Origin of the sequence: Ruegeria sp. HKCCA5426 (assembly GCF_013034585.1) — a bacterium.
Classification (GTDB): domain Bacteria; phylum Pseudomonadota; class Alphaproteobacteria; order Rhodobacterales; family Rhodobacteraceae; genus Ruegeria.
In genome coordinates, this window is sequence record NZ_WQGH01000008.1 from 156194 (window position 1) to 174269 (window position 18076).

17 protein-coding genes are annotated in these 18076 nt (G+C 58.0%); 11 read left to right on the forward strand and 6 right to left on the reverse strand.

Annotated elements, in window-relative coordinates; translation table 11 throughout:
• Nucleotides 1-79 precede the first annotated feature (79 nt).
• Together mgtE and GOV87_RS14655 are read left to right on the forward strand one after the other, a co-directional pair.
• A complete protein-coding gene (gene mgtE / locus GOV87_RS14650) occupies nucleotides 80-1474 on the forward strand; it encodes a magnesium transporter (RefSeq protein ID WP_171120463.1) in 1395 nt (464 codons plus the stop codon).
• On the forward strand, nucleotides 1471-2034 hold the full coding sequence (locus tag GOV87_RS14655) for a 5-formyltetrahydrofolate cyclo-ligase (protein ID WP_171122381.1): 564 nt from the start codon (nucleotides 1471-1473) through the stop codon (nucleotides 2032-2034). Before mgtE ends, GOV87_RS14655 begins: the two co-directional genes overlap by 4 nt.
• Before the next feature lie 8 nt (nucleotides 2035-2042).
• On the opposite strand, the gene GOV87_RS14660 is transcribed toward GOV87_RS14655, so the two are convergent.
• Entirely contained in the window at nucleotides 2043-2270 is a 228-nt protein-coding gene (locus GOV87_RS14660; RefSeq protein WP_171120467.1) for a DUF333 domain-containing protein, read from the reverse strand.
• Nucleotides 2271-2358: 88 nt separating this feature from the next.
• Between GOV87_RS14660 and GOV87_RS14665 the strand changes: the two genes are divergently transcribed.
• From GOV87_RS14665 to GOV87_RS14675, 3 genes are all read left to right on the forward strand, one after another.
• Nucleotides 2359-3174 (forward strand): TIGR00282 family metallophosphoesterase, encoded by an 816-nt coding sequence (locus GOV87_RS14665; protein WP_171212277.1) that lies wholly within the window; start codon nucleotides 2359-2361, stop codon nucleotides 3172-3174.
• A gap of 80 nt (nucleotides 3175-3254) precedes the next feature.
• On the forward strand, nucleotides 3255-5033 hold the full coding sequence (locus GOV87_RS14670; protein ID WP_171212278.1) for an SLC13 family permease: 1779 nt from the start codon (nucleotides 3255-3257) through the stop codon (nucleotides 5031-5033).
• 97 nt (nucleotides 5034-5130) lie between these two features.
• Nucleotides 5131-5871, forward strand: a complete 741-nt coding sequence (locus GOV87_RS14675) for a YbaY family lipoprotein (RefSeq protein ID WP_171212279.1) — start codon at nucleotides 5131-5133, stop codon at nucleotides 5869-5871.
• Between the two features lie 12 nt (nucleotides 5872-5883).
• Here the strand turns inward: GOV87_RS14675 and GOV87_RS14680 are convergent, their stop codons facing one another.
• The 4 genes from GOV87_RS14680 to GOV87_RS14695 form a co-directional block, all read right to left on the reverse strand.
• Entirely contained in the window at nucleotides 5884-7545 is a 1662-nt protein-coding gene (locus GOV87_RS14680; RefSeq protein ID WP_171212280.1) for an FAD-binding dehydrogenase, read from the reverse strand.
• Between the two features lie 11 nt (nucleotides 7546-7556).
• Nucleotides 7557-8414 carry a bile acid:sodium symporter family protein gene (locus GOV87_RS14685; RefSeq protein ID WP_171212281.1) on the reverse strand — a complete coding sequence of 286 codons (858 nt, stop codon included), beginning with the start codon at nucleotides 8412-8414 and terminating at the stop codon, nucleotides 7557-7559.
• A gap of 72 nt (nucleotides 8415-8486) precedes the next feature.
• A complete protein-coding gene (locus tag GOV87_RS14690) occupies nucleotides 8487-9221 on the reverse strand; it encodes a glutamine amidotransferase (RefSeq protein ID WP_171122393.1) in 735 nt (244 codons plus the stop codon).
• Nucleotides 9222-9237: 16 nt separating this feature from the next.
• The gene (locus tag GOV87_RS14695; protein WP_171212282.1) at nucleotides 9238-11010 is read right to left on the reverse strand and encodes an SLC13 family permease; all 1773 of its coding nucleotides are present in this window, start codon (nucleotides 11008-11010) and stop codon (nucleotides 9238-9240) included.
• Between the two features lie 110 nt (nucleotides 11011-11120).
• Between GOV87_RS14695 and GOV87_RS14700 the strand changes: the two genes are divergently transcribed.
• Together GOV87_RS14700 and GOV87_RS14705 are read left to right on the forward strand one after the other, a co-directional pair.
• The gene (locus GOV87_RS14700) at nucleotides 11121-11861 is read left to right on the forward strand and encodes a YebC/PmpR family DNA-binding transcriptional regulator (RefSeq protein ID WP_171120485.1); all 741 of its coding nucleotides are present in this window, start codon (nucleotides 11121-11123) and stop codon (nucleotides 11859-11861) included.
• Between the two features lie 164 nt (nucleotides 11862-12025).
• Nucleotides 12026-13294 carry an MFS transporter gene (locus tag GOV87_RS14705; protein ID WP_171212283.1) on the forward strand — a complete coding sequence of 423 codons (1269 nt, stop codon included), beginning with the start codon at nucleotides 12026-12028 and terminating at the stop codon, nucleotides 13292-13294.
• Between the two features lie 14 nt (nucleotides 13295-13308).
• On the opposite strand, the gene GOV87_RS14710 is transcribed toward GOV87_RS14705, so the two are convergent.
• Nucleotides 13309-14196, reverse strand: a complete 888-nt coding sequence (locus tag GOV87_RS14710) for a LysR family transcriptional regulator ArgP (protein WP_171212284.1) — start codon at nucleotides 14194-14196, stop codon at nucleotides 13309-13311.
• 84 nt (nucleotides 14197-14280) lie between these two features.
• Between GOV87_RS14710 and GOV87_RS14715 the strand changes: the two genes are divergently transcribed.
• The 4 genes from GOV87_RS14715 to betC all read left to right on the forward strand — a co-directional run bounded on the left by GOV87_RS14715 (nucleotide 14281) and on the right by betC (nucleotide 17997).
• Nucleotides 14281-14880 carry a LysE/ArgO family amino acid transporter gene (locus GOV87_RS14715; protein WP_171122402.1) on the forward strand — a complete coding sequence of 200 codons (600 nt, stop codon included), beginning with the start codon at nucleotides 14281-14283 and terminating at the stop codon, nucleotides 14878-14880.
• Between the two features lie 40 nt (nucleotides 14881-14920).
• Nucleotides 14921-15829 carry a DMT family transporter gene (locus GOV87_RS14720; protein ID WP_171212285.1) on the forward strand — a complete coding sequence of 303 codons (909 nt, stop codon included), beginning with the start codon at nucleotides 14921-14923 and terminating at the stop codon, nucleotides 15827-15829.
• Between the two features lie 90 nt (nucleotides 15830-15919).
• Nucleotides 15920-16492 carry a transcriptional regulator BetI gene (gene betI / locus GOV87_RS14725; RefSeq protein ID WP_171120494.1) on the forward strand — a complete coding sequence of 191 codons (573 nt, stop codon included), beginning with the start codon at nucleotides 15920-15922 and terminating at the stop codon, nucleotides 16490-16492.
• Nucleotides 16489-17997, forward strand: coding sequence for a choline-sulfatase (betC, locus tag GOV87_RS14730; RefSeq protein ID WP_171212286.1), 1509 nt, complete (start codon nucleotides 16489-16491; stop codon nucleotides 17995-17997). Before betI ends, betC begins: the two co-directional genes overlap by 4 nt.
• The last annotated feature ends 79 nt before the right edge of the window (nucleotides 17998-18076 follow it).

Below are 18076 nucleotides of genomic sequence, written 5' to 3' on the forward strand. Positions count from 1 at the left end.
AAATCGGCGCATTGTCATTGTTTTCCGGTAGCTGCTTCTTCTAATTAGGGGGCAATGACCGAACGGAACGGGGGCAGATATGACCACAGGCTTTGATGAACCCGTAATAGATACGCACAGCGACGAAGACGTCTATGCGCTGGATCGCAAAACCGTGGCTTCGATCCTTTACGCGGTGGATGTGGATGACCGCGACAAGTTGATCGAGTTGATGGAGCCGTTGCACCCGGCTGATATTGCGGACCTTCTTGAGCAGATCAACCCATATGATCGCGCCCGGCTGATCCGGCTTTATGACAAGGAATTCGACGGCGATATCTTGTCGGAACTCGATGAGGCCGTTCGTGAGGAGATCATCGGCATCCTCAAGCCGGACGTTCTGGCCGATGCCGTCCGCGACATGGAAAGCGACGATGTCGTTGACCTGCTCGAGGACCTTGAAGAACCGCAGCAAGAAGCCATTCTGGACGCGCTGGAGGATTCCGAGCGGATCGCGGCGGAACAGGCCCTGTCCTACCCCGAAAATTCAGCCGGTCGTCTTATGCAGCGCGAAGTCGTCATGGCGCCTGAGCATTGGACAGTGGGACAAGCCATCGATTTCATGCGAGCCAATGATGGTCTGCCCGAGCAGTTCTATCACGTCGTGCTGGTTGATCCCCGCCTGAAGCCCTCGGCTCAGGTCATGTTGGGTAAGCTTATGGCGGCGCGGCGCGACGTGCCGTTGCAGGACATCACCGAAGAGGAATTTCACACAATTCCCGTCGATCAGGATGAGGAAGACGTGGCCTATGCCTTCAACCAGTACCACCTGATCTCGGCCCCGGTTGTCGATGCTGACGGTCGGCTGGTCGGGGTCATCACAATCGACGACGCCATGGTGGTTCTGGACGAAGAGCATGAGGAAGACATCCTGCGTCTGGCGGGGGTGAGCGACGAAAGCTCGCTGTCCGACTCGGTGGCGGCAACCAGTAAGCGGCGTCTGCCGTGGCTGGCCGTGAACCTGTGCACAGCGATCTGTGCTTCGCTGGTTATCTCGCAATTCGAGGCGGCGATTGATCAGTTGGTGGCGCTGGCGATCCTGATGCCGATTGTGGCGTCGATGGGCGGCAATGCCGGGACACAGTCGTTGACGGTTGCCGTGCGCGCACTGGCAACGCGCGACCTGACGCCGTCGAACGTGCTGCGGGTGATCCGTCGTGAGTTGCTGGTGGGGATGTTGAACGGCCTGTGTTTCGCCATCGTGCTGGGAACGGTCGGGATGCTGTGGTTCGACTCGCCGCTCTTGGGTGTCGTGATCGGGGCCGCCTTGGTCGTGAACATGATCATCGCTGGTTTCGTTGGTACGGTAGTACCGGTTGTGCTGGACCGTCTGGGCGCTGACCCGGCGCTTGCGTCCGGCACCTTTGTGACAACCACGACGGATGTCATGGGGTTCTTCCTGTTCCTTGGACTTGCCAGCGTGGTGCTATTGTGACCGATCTGACCGAAATTAAGGCGGCAGCACGGAAAGAGGCGTTCGCCCGTCGAAAGGCCGCGTTTGATGCGCGCTTACCCGGTGCGGCCGGGCGCCTGTCCGAAGTTCTGGCGGGGCACCGGGGTGTGCCTCTGTCTGGCTATATGCCGATCCGAACCGAAATTGACCCACTTCCGGCAATGGCCGAGGCATCGGCTTATGGCCCGGTTGGTGTGCCTGTCATACAGGCCGCAGGACAGCCCTTGAAGTTCTCTCGCTGGATACCTGAGGGCGCGTTGAAGGACGGGCCATTCGGGGCCAAGGTTCCCGAGGTCGATGACTATTTCGAGCCGGAAATCCTGATCGTCCCACTGGTCGCGTTTGACGCCCAAGGGGGACGACTGGGGTATGGCGGCGGCTTTTATGACCGCACGCTGGAAGGGCTGCGGGCAAAGCGGCCAACACTTGCCATTGGTTTTGCGTTCGATGCGCAACAGGCCGATCGGCTGCCTCTTGAGTCAACCGATCAACCGTTGGACATGGTCGTTACAGAAAGTCGTGTACTGACCTTTCCGTCGTGAATGGAATATTATCCCGAGTGGTTCTCGCGGAAATAATCCCAGGCATCGACTTCCTGACCGTCTGCCAGTTTGCAGATTCCGGTCTGCCCGTCGGCACCGTCACGGATTTCGTATGTTCCACCGCTTTCAACGCAGAATGTCGCTGCGGGATTCGCCAGTTCGGCTGATTGCTCAGGCACTGGGTCACAGGCGGCAAGCGGCGTCAGAATTGCAGCCAACAAAAGGAATCGGTTCATCAAGAGCTCCTTTGGAATGGGAATTTGCGGTTTATGGTGTCAGTTTAACCACTTGTGCTTGATGGATGCCACACTTAGGACGGTTTAAATGAGGATTCTGTTTTTGGGTGACGTCATGGGCCGGGCGGGACGCTCGGCCGTTCAGCAGCACTTGCCGCGTTTGCGCGACGAATGGCGGCTCGATTTTGTTGTGGTCAATGGTGAGAACGCCTCGAACGGGATGGGGCTGAGCGGGGATCACGCAAAACTGTTGCTGGATGCGGGCGCGGATAGCCTGACGTTGGGCGATCACGCATTCGACCAAAAGGACATGCAGCAGTTCATCGAAAATGAACCGCGCATTGTGCGCCCCTTGAACTTTGCCAAAGGCGCACCGGGGCGGGGGCATCGTCTGTATACCGCGCCGGGGGGACGCAAGGTGCTTGTGGTGCAGGTGCTGGGGCAGGTGTTCATGAAGCGACCCTTTGATGACCCGTTTTCGGCTGTTGAGCCAATCCTGAATTCCCATCCGCGCGGTGGGCAAGCTCAGGCGATCATCGTCGACATGCATTGTGAGGCGACCTCGGAAAAAATGGCGATGGGCCATTATTGCGACAAACGTGCCAGCCTTGTGGTGGGCACGCATACGCATGTGCCAACGGCGGACGCGCAGATCCTTCCGGGCGGCACGGCCTATTTGACCGATGCGGGTATGTGCGGGGATTATGACTCGGTGATCGGCATGGACAAGGTAGAACCCATGCGCCGTTTTATCACCGGAATGCCTAAGGCCAGATTTACTCCGGCCAATGGTGAGGCGACCCTCAGCGGGGTGTTCGTCGAGACCGACGATCAGAACGGGCAGGCAAAATCTGTTCAAATGGTACGCGTTGGCGGGCGGTTACAGCAGGCGGGGCCGCAGTAAGGCTTGCTCTGACCCGCGCAATGCGGGAAACTGCGTGCCGGGCGCGTATGCCAAGCCAGGGTTCGGACAGAATACCAAGAATGCAATTCCTCCAACTGACAGAAACAGGAAGCGCGATACTGGCGCTGTTGGTCGTCGCAGGCATGTTCGTCATGTTCCTGCGAGAGGTCTATCCGACCGAGGTCGTCGCCATTGGCGGCGTGGCCGTGATGCTGGTGACAGGCATTCTTCCATACCAAAGTGCCTTGGCTGTCCTGTCAAACCCCGCGCCTTGGACCATTGCCGCGATGTTCATCATCATGGGCGCGCTGGTACGGACCGGAGCGTTGGATGCGTTCACCTCGACTGCCCAGAAACAGGCGCAGGTGAACCCGCGTATCGCTATCGGACTACTGATGGCCTTCGTGGTTCTGGCGTCGGCGGTTGTGTCGAACACACCGGTCGTTGTCGTGATGATTCCGGTATTTGTGCAGATTGCGCGGACGCTTAACGTCCCGGCCTCAAAACTGCTGATCCCACTCAGCTATGCGGCCATTCTGGGCGGAACGCTGACCCTTATCGGCACGTCGACCAACCTTTTGGTGGACGGTGTCGCCCGGTCGCAGGGCATGACTCCGTTCACGATCTTCGAGGTTACGCCGCTGGGGGTCGCGCTGGTGATCTATGGTATGGTGTACCTCCGATTCATCGCGCCACGTTTACTGCCCGAGCGCGACAGCATGGCGTCGCTGTTAAGCGACAGGTCCAAGATGAAGTTCTTTACCGAGGCGGTTATCCCCCCGGAAAGCAACCTGATCGGCCGCGAAGTCACCGGTGTTCAGCTTTTCAAACGCCCCGGCGTGCGCCTGATCGACGTCATCCGGGGTGACGAATCGCTACGTCGGAACCTTAAAGGCGTTCAGCTACAGCTTGGTGATCGCGTGGTTTTGCGTACCCAGATGACCGAGTTGTTAAGCCTGCAGCGCAACAAGGAACTGAAGCGTGTGGATCAGGTTTCAGCGGTTGAGACCAAAACGGTCGAGGTACTGATCACTCCGGGTTGCCGCATGGTTGGGCGTACGCTGGGCGCGATGCGCTTACGGCGGCGCTATGGCGTTTATGTGCTGGCGGTACACCGCCGGAACCAGAATATCGGCCGGCAACTGGATGAACTTGTGGTGCGGGTAGGCGATACTCTGCTGCTGGAAGGTTCGCCGGAGGATATTCAGCGTCTTGCGGCAGATATGGAGATGGTCGATGTCACGCAGCCCTCGGCCCGCGCGTTCCGCCGCAGCCATGCACCGATTGCGATCGGCGCACTTGCAGGCATCGTCGTTCTGGCCGCAATGGGCATTGCGCCAATTCTGCTGTTGTCGGTTCTGGCCGTTGCCGTGGTTCTGCTGACACGGTGTATCGACGCGGACGAGGCGTTTTCCTTTGTCGAAGGCCGCCTGTTGGCGCTGATCTTTTTCATGCTCGCCATTGGTGCCGCGCTGGACAAATCGGGCGCAGTCTCGTTGATCGTCGAAGCTGTCGCGCCGGGACTTAGCGCGCTGCCGCCTTTCCTGATCATTTGGGCCGTGTACCTGCTGACCTCAGTGCTGACCGAACTGGTGTCCAACAATGCGGTCGCTGTCGTTGTAACGCCCATCGCCATTGGGTTGGCGCAGGCCGTTGGTATTGACCCGCGCCCACTTGTCGTTGCGGTAATGGTTGCGGCCTCAGCGTCATTCGCTACTCCGATTGGGTATCAAACCAACATGATGGTTTATGGTCCGGGCGGGTACAGGTTCGTCGACTTCATGAAGGTGGGTATCCCACTGAACCTGACCGTGGGCTTGCTGGCGTCGCTTCTAATCCCTCTGATCTGGCCTTTGTAAGATCGGCGTATTACCGCTGGTTTTTCGGCGAAGTCCTTGTAAAATCGACCTCTATTACAATGTTTCTGGAAATGATTTTGCTGGAAGGAGCAAACATATGCTCAAATCCGGATCTTCTGCCCTGGCCGCTGTCGCGCTGACCGCCGTTCTGGGGGGCGCTGCGAGTGCCGGAACGATTGAAGGCACGGCCACCTATCGCGAACGTATCGCAGTGCCGCCTGATGCAACCCTGTTGGTGCAGTTGCAGGATGTTTCGCGCGCCGATGCGCCGTCAGTGACGCTGTCTTCCAAACGCTATGCATTGACCGGAGTGCCCGCCCAATTCGAGCTTAGCTATGACGATGCGCTGATCCGAGACAGGATGCGGTATGTGGTGCGTGGGTCGATCTTTCAGGGTGACAAGCTGCTGTTCACGACGGACACGGCGTATCCGGTTCTGACGAATGGGGAAGGAAACACTGTCGATCTGGTTCTGGTCCAAGCCCAACCACAGGGGGTCGCCACGTTGGAAAACACAAAGTGGATGGCGACCGGGCTTAACGGAAAACCGCTTGAGACAGAAAAGCGCCCAGAACTGGCCTTTGCCGAAGGTGGGGCGTTTTCAGGCAGCGGCGGCTGCAACCGGTTCGCAGGCGAGGCCGAGATTACCGGAAGTCAGATTGATTTTCCGGACAACATGGCCGCGACCCTGATGGCTTGCCCGCCGCTGCTGGATGAGATCGAGCGCGAGTTCTTCAAAGCCCTGTCCGGCGTGACGGCTTATGCGTTCAAAGGCGACACGCTTGTGCTGCTAGACAGCGCAGGGCAGGCCGTTATCCAGTTCGCACGCGCGAGTTGATAGCTGGGGCCGTCACGCGACGGCCCGAGACCGCCCGGCATTGCGGCCAGAGAAAATGCAGCCCCCAAGGAACGTGCCCTCGAGCGCGTTGTACCCGTGGTAGCCGCCACCACCGAACCCGGCGACCTCTCCGGCGGCAAACAGGCCGGGGACGACCTGACCGTCGGCTCCGACCATCTGACTGTCGAGATTTGTTTGCAGACCGCCCAGAGTTTTACGGGTCAGAACGTGCAGCTTAACCGCGATCAGTGGCCCATTGGCCGGATCAAGAAACTTGTGCGGTTTGGCGGTTCGGATCAAACGATCCCCGCGATAGTTGCGCGCCGCCAGAATCTCCGCCATCTGCGCATCTTTGGTGAACGGATTGTCGATCTGTGAGTCCCGCGCTTCGATCTGGGCGCGAAGGTGGGCTTCGTCGATCAGACCACTGCCCATCTGATTCATGCCGCTCACCAGCTCGGTCAACGTATTGGCGACTATGAAATCCTCACCGTGTTCCTTGAACGCCTCAACCGGGGCTGTTGCCTTCGAGCCGGTCAAAATGCGCTGCAACAGAACTTCGCGCCAACCGCCATCGGTCATGTCAGGGTTCTGCTCGGACCCCGAAAGCGCGAATTCTTTTTTGATCACCTTCTGGGTCAGGACGAACCAGCTGTATTCATACCCGGTTTTCAAGATTTCCTTCAGTGTGCCCAGTGTGTCAAACCCCGGCAGGCAGGGTGGTTTCATCCGGTTTCCACGCGCATCAAACCACATCGAACTTGGGCCGGGCAAGATACGAATTCCGTGCGAGGGCCAGATCGGATTCCAGTTTCGCACCCCTTCGGTATAATGCCACATCCGGTCGCCATTGATCACGTGCCCACCAGCCTTTTCACTGATCGCGATCATTCGGCCATCAACGTGAAAGGGCACGCCCGCAACCATATCCTTTGGGGGTTCCCCAAGCCGGTCGCGGGGCCAGTTCTTGCGGACCATCTCGAAATTACCACCGATCCCGCCGGAACTGACGATGACAGATGGTGCGTAAATCTCGAATTCTCCGACTTCGTCGCGGTTGGTTTTGGCCCCATGCTGGGCGGGGTCATCGGCTAACACTTCGCCCGAGACACCTTTGGCGCAGCCGTTTTGCATGATGATGTGGCTGACCTGATGGCGGAACTTGATCTCGACCAGTCCGGTGGCGACATGCTCTTGCACACGGCGGATGAAGTGTTCCAAAACGCCCGGACCGGTACCCCATGTGATGTGAAACCGGGGAACCGAGTTTCCGTGACCGTCCGCATAGGACCCGCCGCGTTCTGCCCAGCCGACGATTGGGAACCACCGCAGACCCATATCATGCAGCCAGGGGCGCATTTCCCCGGCGGCGAACTCGACATAGGCTTCCGCCCATTTACGCGGCCAGGCGTCGTCGTCCCGGTCGAATTGGGCGCTGCCCAGCCAATCTCTCATGGCCAGTTCGTGACTGTCGCGAATTCCCATCCGGCGCTGTTCGGGCGTGTCGACCATGAACAGTCCGCCAAGGCTCCAGAACGCTTGCCCGCCAAGAAAGTGCTGCGGCTCCTGATCCAGTATGATCACTTTCTTGCCGCGATCCCCTAGTTCGGCTGCGGCGGCCAGACCAGCCAGACCAGCCCCGACGACAATGGCGTCAGCAGTATTGTTGGACATGAAAACTCCTCTCAGCGGCGGCGGAACCAAAGGATCAGGGGAAGGGCGACCGCGTACATCGTGATCCCGTAAACGGCGGACGGAAGCGCAAGTGGACTAAACCCGCTTTCGGTGCCTGTAATCAAGGCGGCCAGTGTTATTCCTAAGGTCGAGTTCTGAATGCCGGTTTCGATTGAGACCGTCTTACTCTCATCCCACGACAGATTTGCGGCGCGCGCTAAACCAAGGCCAATCAGCAGCAAGGCGATATTCAGTGTAATCAAGCCTGCGCCCATAACGCTGAGATTGTCCACGAACAACTGCCAGTTACCGGCAAGCGCGGCAATGACGATCAGGACAAACAGGATCGTGGCAAGCTTTGATAACGGCGCGTCGACCCGATTGGCGAACCCGGTTGCGAAATGTCGGATGCTGACGCCGATGGCGACGGGCAGTGTGGTGATCAGGAACAGGGCGATGGCCAACCCTGTGATCGAGACTTCGGGCGCGTCCTCTCCCATGAAATGAGCAATGGACCAAGCGGCCAGAATGGGAACGGTCAGCATGGACAACAGGCTTATGACCGCTGTCAGACTAACGGAAAGCGCGACGTCGCCCTTGGCCAGTTTGGACAGGATATTGCTTGTGACCCCGCCGGGGCAAAAGCTGAGAAGCATGAAGCCGACCGCGATTTCCGGCGGCAAGGCAAACAGTTTGACCGTCGCAAAGGCCGCAACGGGCAGCAGGATAATCTGCGATATGGCGCCGATCGCGAACGGGTAGCCCCTGCTTAGGACACGGCGAAAATCGGCGACTTCCAGCCCGATGCCCAATGACAGCATTATGATGGCCAGCGACAAGGGCAGGCCGACATTTATTATGAGATCCAAGAACAACTCCTCCCAAAGCCGTTCCGGGCAGCCTATGCGAGGGGCGCGCGATCAGGCAACAGCGCCGTAGGGTCATCCATACCGTTGTGCAAACCGCCGAAGGATTTTGCGCGGCTGGGTGACGTCCGCCGCATGGCAGATGTCGATCAGGCGCTGGGCATCTTCGGGCGGGAAATAGCCGTGATGCTTGTAGATGTTGATCCGTTCTTCAAAATCGCGTGCGTCGGCTTCGGGATGGAACTGAGTGGCATATACGTTCTGGCCCCAACGGATCATCTGAAACGGGCAGGGGTCCGAGGCCAACAGGTGCACGCAACCCTCGGGCAAGGCCTGAACCGCTTCCTTGTGGCCAACAAAGGCGTCAAAGCGTGGCTCTAGCCCCGAGGTCAGCGGGTCCTGCATTCCGTCTTCCGTCAGGCGGCAAGTAGATGGGCCGACGGGTTCGCCGAAGCGATCTTTGCTGACTTCTCCGCCCAGATGGGCCGCCAGAATCCCCAAACCGTAACAGCACCCCATGAAGGGATGGTCCTGCGCGGTGATCTGCGGCATCAGCCCCATGATCGCCGCCTCAACCCGCGCATCGACCGCAGATTTTGTCGCCGGGTCGTCGCTGACACAACCGGGACCTCCGCCGACAATCACGCCTGCATAATCCGTCACGTTCAAACCTTCGGGCAGGTCTTCGCGGTCCAGCTGGAAACGATGCGTCTGGTCGGGTGTCAGCCCGGTCTTGTCCAGGATCGAGGCATACTCAGCGTCTGATGCATCGGTTTCAGGGCGCAGTTGCAGGATCAGAAATCGTTTCATACGCAGCCTTTACCCGTCACAGCGGCCAGAACACAAGGATTGCGGGGATCGAAACCGCAATGATCAGAATTTCCAGCGGCAGCCCCATGCGCCAGTAGTCGCCAAAGCGATACCCGCCGGGGCCCAGCACCAGCGTGTTGTTCTTATGTCCGATCGGCGTGAGGAACGCGGCCGAGGCTGCGACGGCGACGGTCATTAGAAACGGGTCAGGCGAAACCTCAAGCGTGCGGGCCATCTGGATGCCCACCGGGGCGGCAACGATCGCCGTTGCCGTGTTATTCAGCACATCGGACAGCGTCATCGTGACGACCATCAGCACCGTCAAAATAGCCCAGGCGGGCATTCCATTGGTGAGTTGGATCAGCCCGTTTGCAATCAGTTCCGTACCGCCAGAGGTTTCAAGCGCGCTGCCCAACGGGATCATCGACCCCAGCAGAACGACCACGGGCCATTCGATATGGTTGTAGAGATCTGCAATGGGCATGATCTTGGTCAGCACGTAGGCAACGACCACCAGCCCCAGCGCAATCGGCAGGTAGAACAGCCCAACGCTGGCTGCAATAACGGCAGCAGCAAACAGGCCAATCGCCAGCCAAGCCTTGTCATTGGCGGTGACATTCAACCCGCGTTCAGCCAAAGGCAGGCATCCAAGCCATTCGGTGACATCCGCACTCCGGTCGCGTGGGCAGAGCAGCAAAAGGATATCACCGGCCTCGACTTCAGTTTTCCGAACTTGCTGGGTGATCCTGCGACCCTGGCGCGAGATACCCATAAGAACCGTGCTTTGGCGCCAAGCCAAGCCCAACCCTTGCGCGGTACGTCCAGTAATGCGCGCGCTCTCGGTGGCGACGACTTCGATCACTTCCAGCCCATCACCTTCGGCCGTCAGCAATTCCTGTCGACGCGTGTCCGAGAAATTCAGGTTCAGCGCCGCGCGGAATTCGTCAAGTGCTTCGGGGCGGGCCTCCAATACAAGCGCGTCGCCCTCGCGCAGGGTTGCATGTGCCGAACGGCCGTACCGCCGTTTGCCATCCCGGATCAGGCCGATGATGGCGACGTCCGATTTTTCGGCGACCTCGTACAGTTCGCTGACCCGTTTGCCGATGTGGGCCGAATCCGGTGGGATCGTCAGTTCGGCAATATACTCGGCCAGCGCCTCGGAGCTTTCTTCTTGCGGTCCGCGATTGGGAATCAGCCGCCAGCCAATCAACGAGACAAAAGCCAGGCCCGCAATAGCTGCCAGACCGCCAACCGGGGCAAAATCGAACATATGGAACGGCTCACCCAGTGTTTCCGCGCGGATCGAGGCAATGATGATATTGGGGGGTGTGCCGATCAGCGTGGCCATACCGCCCAGAATGGTCGCAAAGCTAAGCGGCATCAGCGTTAGCCCGACGGACCGCCCCGCTTTTCGCGCGGTCTGAATGTCGACAGGCATCAAAAGCGCCAGCGCTGCCACGTTATTCATGAACGCTGACAGAACAGCCCCGATTCCGCCCATCAGAGCGATATGAGCACCCAGGCCGCGCGACGCATCGACCAATGTGCGTGTGATCATGAAAACGGCACCCGACCGCACCAGCCCGGCGGAAACGACAAGAACCAGCGCCACGATAATCGTGGCCGGATGACCGAACCCGGCAAAGGCATCGTCCACTGGTACGACCCCAAGCAGGACCCCGATCAACAGGGCGGAAAACGCCACGAGATCATACCGGTAACGCCCCCACAGCAGCATTCCAAATACAGTTGCAAAAAGGGTAAATAGAATAATCTGATCTGTCGTCATGCCGACACCATACCCGCAAGTGGCCACCGGACAAGCCGCTCTCTTGATCCCGAGGCCCGCAAACGTCTATATGAGCGCCGAATACGCAATCACTATCACGAGGACGCACCATGGCAGGCCACTCCAAATGGGCCAATATCCAGCACCGCAAGGGACGTCAGGACGCCGCGCGGTCCAAACTGTTTTCCAAGCTGTCGAAAGAGATCACCGTCGCCGCCAAGATGGGCGATCCCGATCCCGACAAGAACCCGCGCCTGCGTCTGGCGGTGAAAGAGGCCAAGTCGAACTCGGTCCCCAAGGACGTGATCGACCGCGCAATCAAGAAGTCGGTCGCAGGTGAAGGCGACGATTACGAGGAAATCCGGTATGAGGGCTATGGCCCGAACGGTGTGGCCGTAATTGTCGAAACAATGACCGACAACCGTAACCGGACTGCGTCGACCGTGCGCTCGACCTTTTCGAAAAATGGCGGAAATCTTGGCGAGACCGGCTCGGTCGGGTTCATGTTCGAACGCAAGGGCGAAGTTGTTTACCCCGCGACCGTGGGCGACGCTGATACCGTGTTTGAAGCGGCGATCGAGGCAGGTGCCGAAGACGTCGAAAGCTCGGACGAGGGTCACATCATCTGGTGCGCCGATACCGATCTGAATGACGTGTCGAACGCATTGGAAGCGGCACTGGGCGAGACCGAGTCGACTAAGCTGGTTTGGAGACCGACTACGACCACCGAGTTGGGTTTGGACGACATGCAGAAGCTGATGAAGCTGGTCGATGCGTTGGAAGACGATGATGACGTCCAGCGCGTCACAACCAATTTCGAGGCATCGGACGAGGTTATGGCTCAACTTTGATCCGAACCTGAATTACTCTGCAAGAACCCGGCCATTGGCCGGGTTTTTTGTTTGCGTTTTCTGGATGCTTGGCCGGTGCTGTTAAACTCGGTAAGCTGCCATGAAACGCAATCGACCCTTAGCCTTAATTCAGGCCGAAAAAGGGGTGTCACATGATCGAGTGAATGACGAACAGCCCTTCTAATACTGCAAAACGGAACATCCCCGTTCTGACCGGGCAGAGCATTCTGTCTCAGGTCGCCTGGACACTTGGCAGCCCGTCCATCGTTTTGCCTTTTCTTGCCGTTTCGCTGGAACTGCCGATGTTCGTCGCGGGTGCGCTGGTATCGGTGCGCATGGTCGGCAGCATGATTTCCGATGTGTTCCTTGCCCAGCCGATTTCAGCCCGCGAGCGCAAGAAGCGCGGTATCGCAATGACGGAAATCGCAATAGGCGCATGCCTCGTTGTGGCACTTGTCATTGCCGCGACCGGAAAGGTTCCCCTTATCGCGATTGCCTTTGTGTCCGCGTTCTTTCTGATCGGTCTGATCGAAGAAATCCAATCGCTGATGTACACTGACCTTCTGGGCGATCACGTTCAATCAAAGTCGCGGATGATCATGCATTATCTGCAGCTTGGCGTTGGTGGGTTGGGTGCCATCGGGCTGGCGCTATTGGTTCACGAAATTACAAAGGAAAACCCACCATTTTCGCGCCATTCCGCGATTATTGCGGTGTCGGTGACATTCTTTGTGTTGTCTGGTCTGTCCATTTTGGCGATGTCCGAAGGAACTTCGCGGCCACCGATGAGCGACAAAACCTCTGCCGCGAAAAAACGGAAGTTCACCGAGAATTTCACGGATATCGCAGCCATGTTTAACGAGGCGTGGTTCCGTCGCTATATGATCATGCGCCTGCCGATTGTCGTGGTGTCCCTATCTGTGCCGTTCTTCGCCCTGATCGCAGCCGAAGCACACCACACCTCGGCCAAGGGTCTGACCGCGATGATAATTTCATCGGCGTCAGGCTATCTGGTCTCGGCTCCGTTGTGGCAATTGGTGAACATGAAATCGCATCGTGCGGTCATGGTTACGGGAAACCTGATGGTCGCCGTGACCGGAGCTGCCCTTTTGTCCGTTCACTACTTGGGTGTCGATCATGACGTCCACCTGCACGCGGTTGCGTTGTTTATTGTGACGGTCGCAGTTACGGGGATCAGCAGTGCGCGGAAGCTTTACTTTCTTGACGTCGCGCCCAAAGATCAGCGGGTAAAAGGTGCCGCCGCTATCAAGAGTATCTGCCGAATTTCCGGGGTTATTCTGTCTGCCGCACTTGCAGGGATTGCCCATATGCACGAAGTGGCCTGGGCGATCCTGTTCATCGTTATTATAAGCCTTTTTGCTGCCATCGCATGTTATCGCGTGGTTGTTCCGCGTTCCAAAGTTCCAGTTTAGTCTTGATCAGCGAGTTATGCGTCAGGCCGAAGGGCGCGCTGGGCGCATTTCAGGACAGCGGCGGTTAACGGCCTGAGCGCGGGGGCCAGAATACGCCCGACCTGCCACGTCATCGGGATATCCAGCGGCGCATCTTCAACCAGCAATCCCAGCCGTCCGTCCGATAGGGCTGTTTCCACCAGACCCACCGGGTTCATCCCCCATCCCAATCCTGCAATTGCCGCATCCACGAACCCCTGCGAAGAGGGCAGGAAGTGCGAAGGCGGAGAAAGACGGCGGCCCGTCTGCAGGGCGATCCATTCCTTTTGCAAGCTGTCCTTTCGATTGAAGGTCAGGCAGGGCGCGCGGGTTAAACTGGCTTCGTTTACACCGTTTGGGAACCACGTCCGCAGGTATTCCGGACTGGCCGTGGGAAGATACCTCAGCGCGCCCAAGGCAATCGCGTCACATCCGGCAATTGTTTGTCCGCCGACGGATACCGCGGCGCTGACTTCGCCGCGCCGCAACCACTCGGCTGAGTAATCCTGATCGTCAATGACCAGATCGAACAGCAGGTCGTCGACCTGGGCCATCGCATCAATAAACCAGGTTGCCAGACAATCTGCCGGGACTGCGATACGCACCCGCGCCGGACCTGATTTGCGATCGAGGGTAAGCTCTCGCGCCAGTTTCGCTTCGAGCAATCCGATATCCTCGGCGTGTTGCGCGATCCGCAACCCCATTGGGGTGGCCGTACAAGGTGTGCCGCGGTGTATCAAAGCCGCCCCAACACGATCTTCCAAGGCCTTGATCCGTTGAGAAATCGCCGACGGCGTTACAGACAGGTCATCGGCCGCGGCCTCGAAACTGCCGTGTCGCAAAATAGCCGACAATGCAGACAAGTGATGGGGGTCGATTATCATTAGTAGAACTTAACCAGCATCAACATCTTTAATTTGATAGAACGCAAGGATGGGCATAGTCAACGTCCAAACACAGGAGGTTACATGTCCACATCTCTGATTGCAGGCTTTGTGCTTGGCTTTAGTCTGATCCTTGCCATTGGTGCGCAGAACGCATTCGTCCTGCGTCAGGGGCTGCGGCGCGAACATGTGTTTTCCTTGTGTCTGACATGTGCCGTTTCAGACGCAATTCTGATCGCAGCGGGCGTCGCGGGTTTCGGCACACTGGCGCAGATTTTTCCCTGGTTTGAAACGGCCATGCGCTATGGCGGTGCGATATTCCTGACGTGGTACGGGTTACGCAGCCTCAGCTCGGCCTGGCGCGGCGGGGCCGTTATGGAGGTCGGGCAGGGGCAGACGGCCAGCCTGAAATCCGTTTTGCTGACAGTGCTCGCGTTTACGTGGCTCAACCCCCATGTCTATCTGGATACGGTTGTGTTGATCGGCTCGATTTCCGCCCAATACGAAGATCAATTGGCCTTTGCGTTGGGGGCTATGTCCGCCAGTTTCGTTTTCTTCTTTTCCCTCGGATACGGGGCGAGTCTTTTGTCGCCTGTCTTTGCCCGACCCAGAGCATGGCAAGTGCTGGACGTGGTAATCGGGGTCGTGATGCTGACGCTTGCGGCAAAGCTTGTTGCGATGTGAAGGGTTGTTCCCGGCGGCAATTCGGTATTGAATCGTTAACATGACAACTCAAGCCGCTTTGTATCGCCCTGTCGCGGGCATGTTCTGGATGTTTTCCGCCGGTTTGGCGTTTGTCGTTATGACAGCGCTGGTCAAATCGCTGGGGACGTCCATGAACCCTATTCAAGCGGCCTTTTTGCGGTTTGCCTTTGGGTTGGTCTTTTTGCTGCCCGCGCTGCGCCTGATCGTTACCACACATCTGACACGCAAGCATGTTGCGATGTTCGGAGTGCGTGGTCTGGTCCATGCAGTCGCGGTCATGCTGTGGTTTTTTTCCATGACGCAAATCCCGTTGGCCGAGGTCACGGCCATGAATTACATGACGCCAGTCTATGTGACTCTGGGTGCGGCGCTGTTTCTGGGCGAGAAGCTGGCCATTCGCCGGATTGCAGCGATCCTTGTTGCCATGATCGGGGTTGCCATCATTCTGCGCCCGGGTTTTCGTGAAATCTCGGCCGGTCATCTGGCGATGTTGGGGACGTCCCTGATGCTGGGGGCGTCATACTTGTTGGCCAAAACGCTGGTGCGGGACCTGCCGCCCTCGGTCGTTGTCGCGCATATGTCGATTTGGGTAACGGTGGCACTGGTTCCCTTTGCCGCTGCGGTTTGGACCCCGCCCAGCCTGTATGATCTGGGCGTTCTCTTTCTAGTCGCCAGTTTTGCGACTCTTGGTCATTATTTCATGACGCTTGCGCTTCAGGCAGCACCTGTGGCCGTCACTCAGCCGGTGACGTTCTTGCAACTGATCTGGGCCACACTTCTTGGCGCATTGGTGTTCCACGAGAGCGTCGACATCTGGGTCGTTGCAGGGGGAACTTTGATTCTTGCAGCCGTAAGTTTCATTGCATGGCGCGAAGCTGTTCTGAACCACAGCAGCTTGACCACGCCCAGTATCGCGCCCAAACTTTAAGCGTGTAGCGGCCGAAAAAATCGTTATTGATTGACGAGTCAATAAAAACCGCATAGCGTTTCCTTACCAGTAGCAGGTGAGGGGGCCGTGATGCCGAAACTCGGAATGGAGCCAATTCGTCGTGATGCGATCGTCAAGGCGACGATTGCCGAGCTTGGGTCCAAGAAATCCCTTGATGTGACCGTAAGCCAAATTGCGAAACGTGCAGGGATGTCCAGCGCGCTGGCCCATCACTATTTCGGTGGGAAGGATCAGATATTCCTTGCTGCGATGCGCCAAATCCTATCCGACTTCGGGGCCGAAGCGCGGGAGGAGCTCAAGTCCGCAGCACCCGATGAACGTGCGCAAGCCATCATCCGATCCTGCTTTGCGCCGTCCTGTTTCACGCCTGACGTGATCGCCGCATGGATGACATTCTATGTCCTTGCGCAGACAAACGAAGACGCGCTTCGTTTGTGGCAGATTTATCAGGCCCGCATCCGGTCAAATCTGATATTTGCGCTGCGGCCGCTGCTGTCTGATCCGGTTGAAGCGGCGGAAAACATGATCGCGCTGATTGACGGGCTTTATATCCGCGCCGCGCTTAGTGCCCCGGAAGAACCGCAACTGGCGGTTAATCACGCCATTCGGGTGCTCAACACCTTTCTCGAGGCTGAAAAATGACACAACCGAACATTCTGATCCTGATGGTGGATCAGTTGAACGGGACCCTCTTTCCAGACGGTCCCGCGGAATGGCTTCATGCTCCGAACCTGAAAAAGCTGGCTGATCGTTCGACCCGGTTTGCCAATGCCTATACGGCATCGCCACTATGCGCGCCGGGGCGCGCAAGCTTCATGTCCGGGCAGTTGCCCTCTCGGACTGGTGTTTATGATAACGCGGCTGAATTTCGCAGCGACATCCCGACTTATGCGCATCATCTGCGCCGGGCGGGGTACTACACCTGTCTGTCCGGCAAGATGCATTTTGTCGGCCCCGATCAGCTACACGGGTTCGAGGATCGCCTGACCACCGATATATACCCCGCCGATTTCGGCTGGACGCCGGATTATCGCAAACCGGGTGAGCGGATCGACTGGTGGTATCACAATATGGGCTCGGTGACGGGCGCGGGCGTGGCCGAAATCTCGAACCAGATGGAGTACGACGACGAGGTTGCCTACAACGCGAAAGCCAAACTGTACGATCTGGCGCGAGGCAAGGATGAGCGGCCTTGGTGCGTGACCGTCAGCTTTACCCATCCGCACGATCCCTATGTGGCCCGCCGAAAATACTGGGACCTTTACGAAGATTGCGAGCATCTGATGCCAGAGGTCGCGGACCTTGGTTATGACAATCAGGACGCGCATTCCAAGCGGATTTTCGACGCAAACGACTGGCGCAGCTTCGATATCACTGAAGATGATATCCGCAAGTCACGGCAGGCTTACTTCGCAAACATCTCCTATCTGGACGACAAGATCGGCGAGATTCTTGAGGTGCTGGAAACCACGCGCCAGGAAGCGATCATCCTGTTCGTCTCGGACCATGGTGACATGCTGGGCGAACGGGGCTTGTGGTTCAAGATGACCTTCTTTGAAGGCTCGTCCCGTGTGCCGTTGATGATTTCAGCGCCTGACCTTGCAGTGGGCCGAATTGATACGCCTGTTTCAACCATCGACGTGACCCCAACACTGGGTGCGCTGGCTGGTGTGGATATGGCCGAGATCGCGCCGTGGACCGATGGTGAGAACCTTGTTCCGCTGGCGCAGGGATCTGAGCGCACGGCCCCCGTTGCAATGGAATACGCGGCGGAGGCGTCCTATGCCCCGCTGGTTTCGCTGCGCTATGGCAAGTGGAAATACAATCGCTGTGCATTGGACCCCGATCAGCTTTTCGACCTTGAGGCCGACCCGCACGAGTTGGAAAACCTTGCGGGCAAGCCCGAACACGCCGGCACCCTGCAAACCTTGCGCGCCAAGTCCGAGGCTCGCTGGGATCTGGACCGCTTTGACGCAGATGTCCGTGCAAGCCAGGCCCGCCGTTGGATCGTTTACGAGGCGTTGCGTCAGGGCGGCTATTACCCGTGGGATTATCAGCCGCTGCAGAAGGCGTCCGAACGTTACATGCGCAATCACATGGACCTTAATATCGTCGAGGAAAGCCAGCGCTTTCCCCGAGGAGAATAACTGACTGAATTAGAAATACCCCCTTCAGTCTTGCTGAGAGTATTCGACAGAGATCTTGGCGATGAAGCGGCAATGGAGA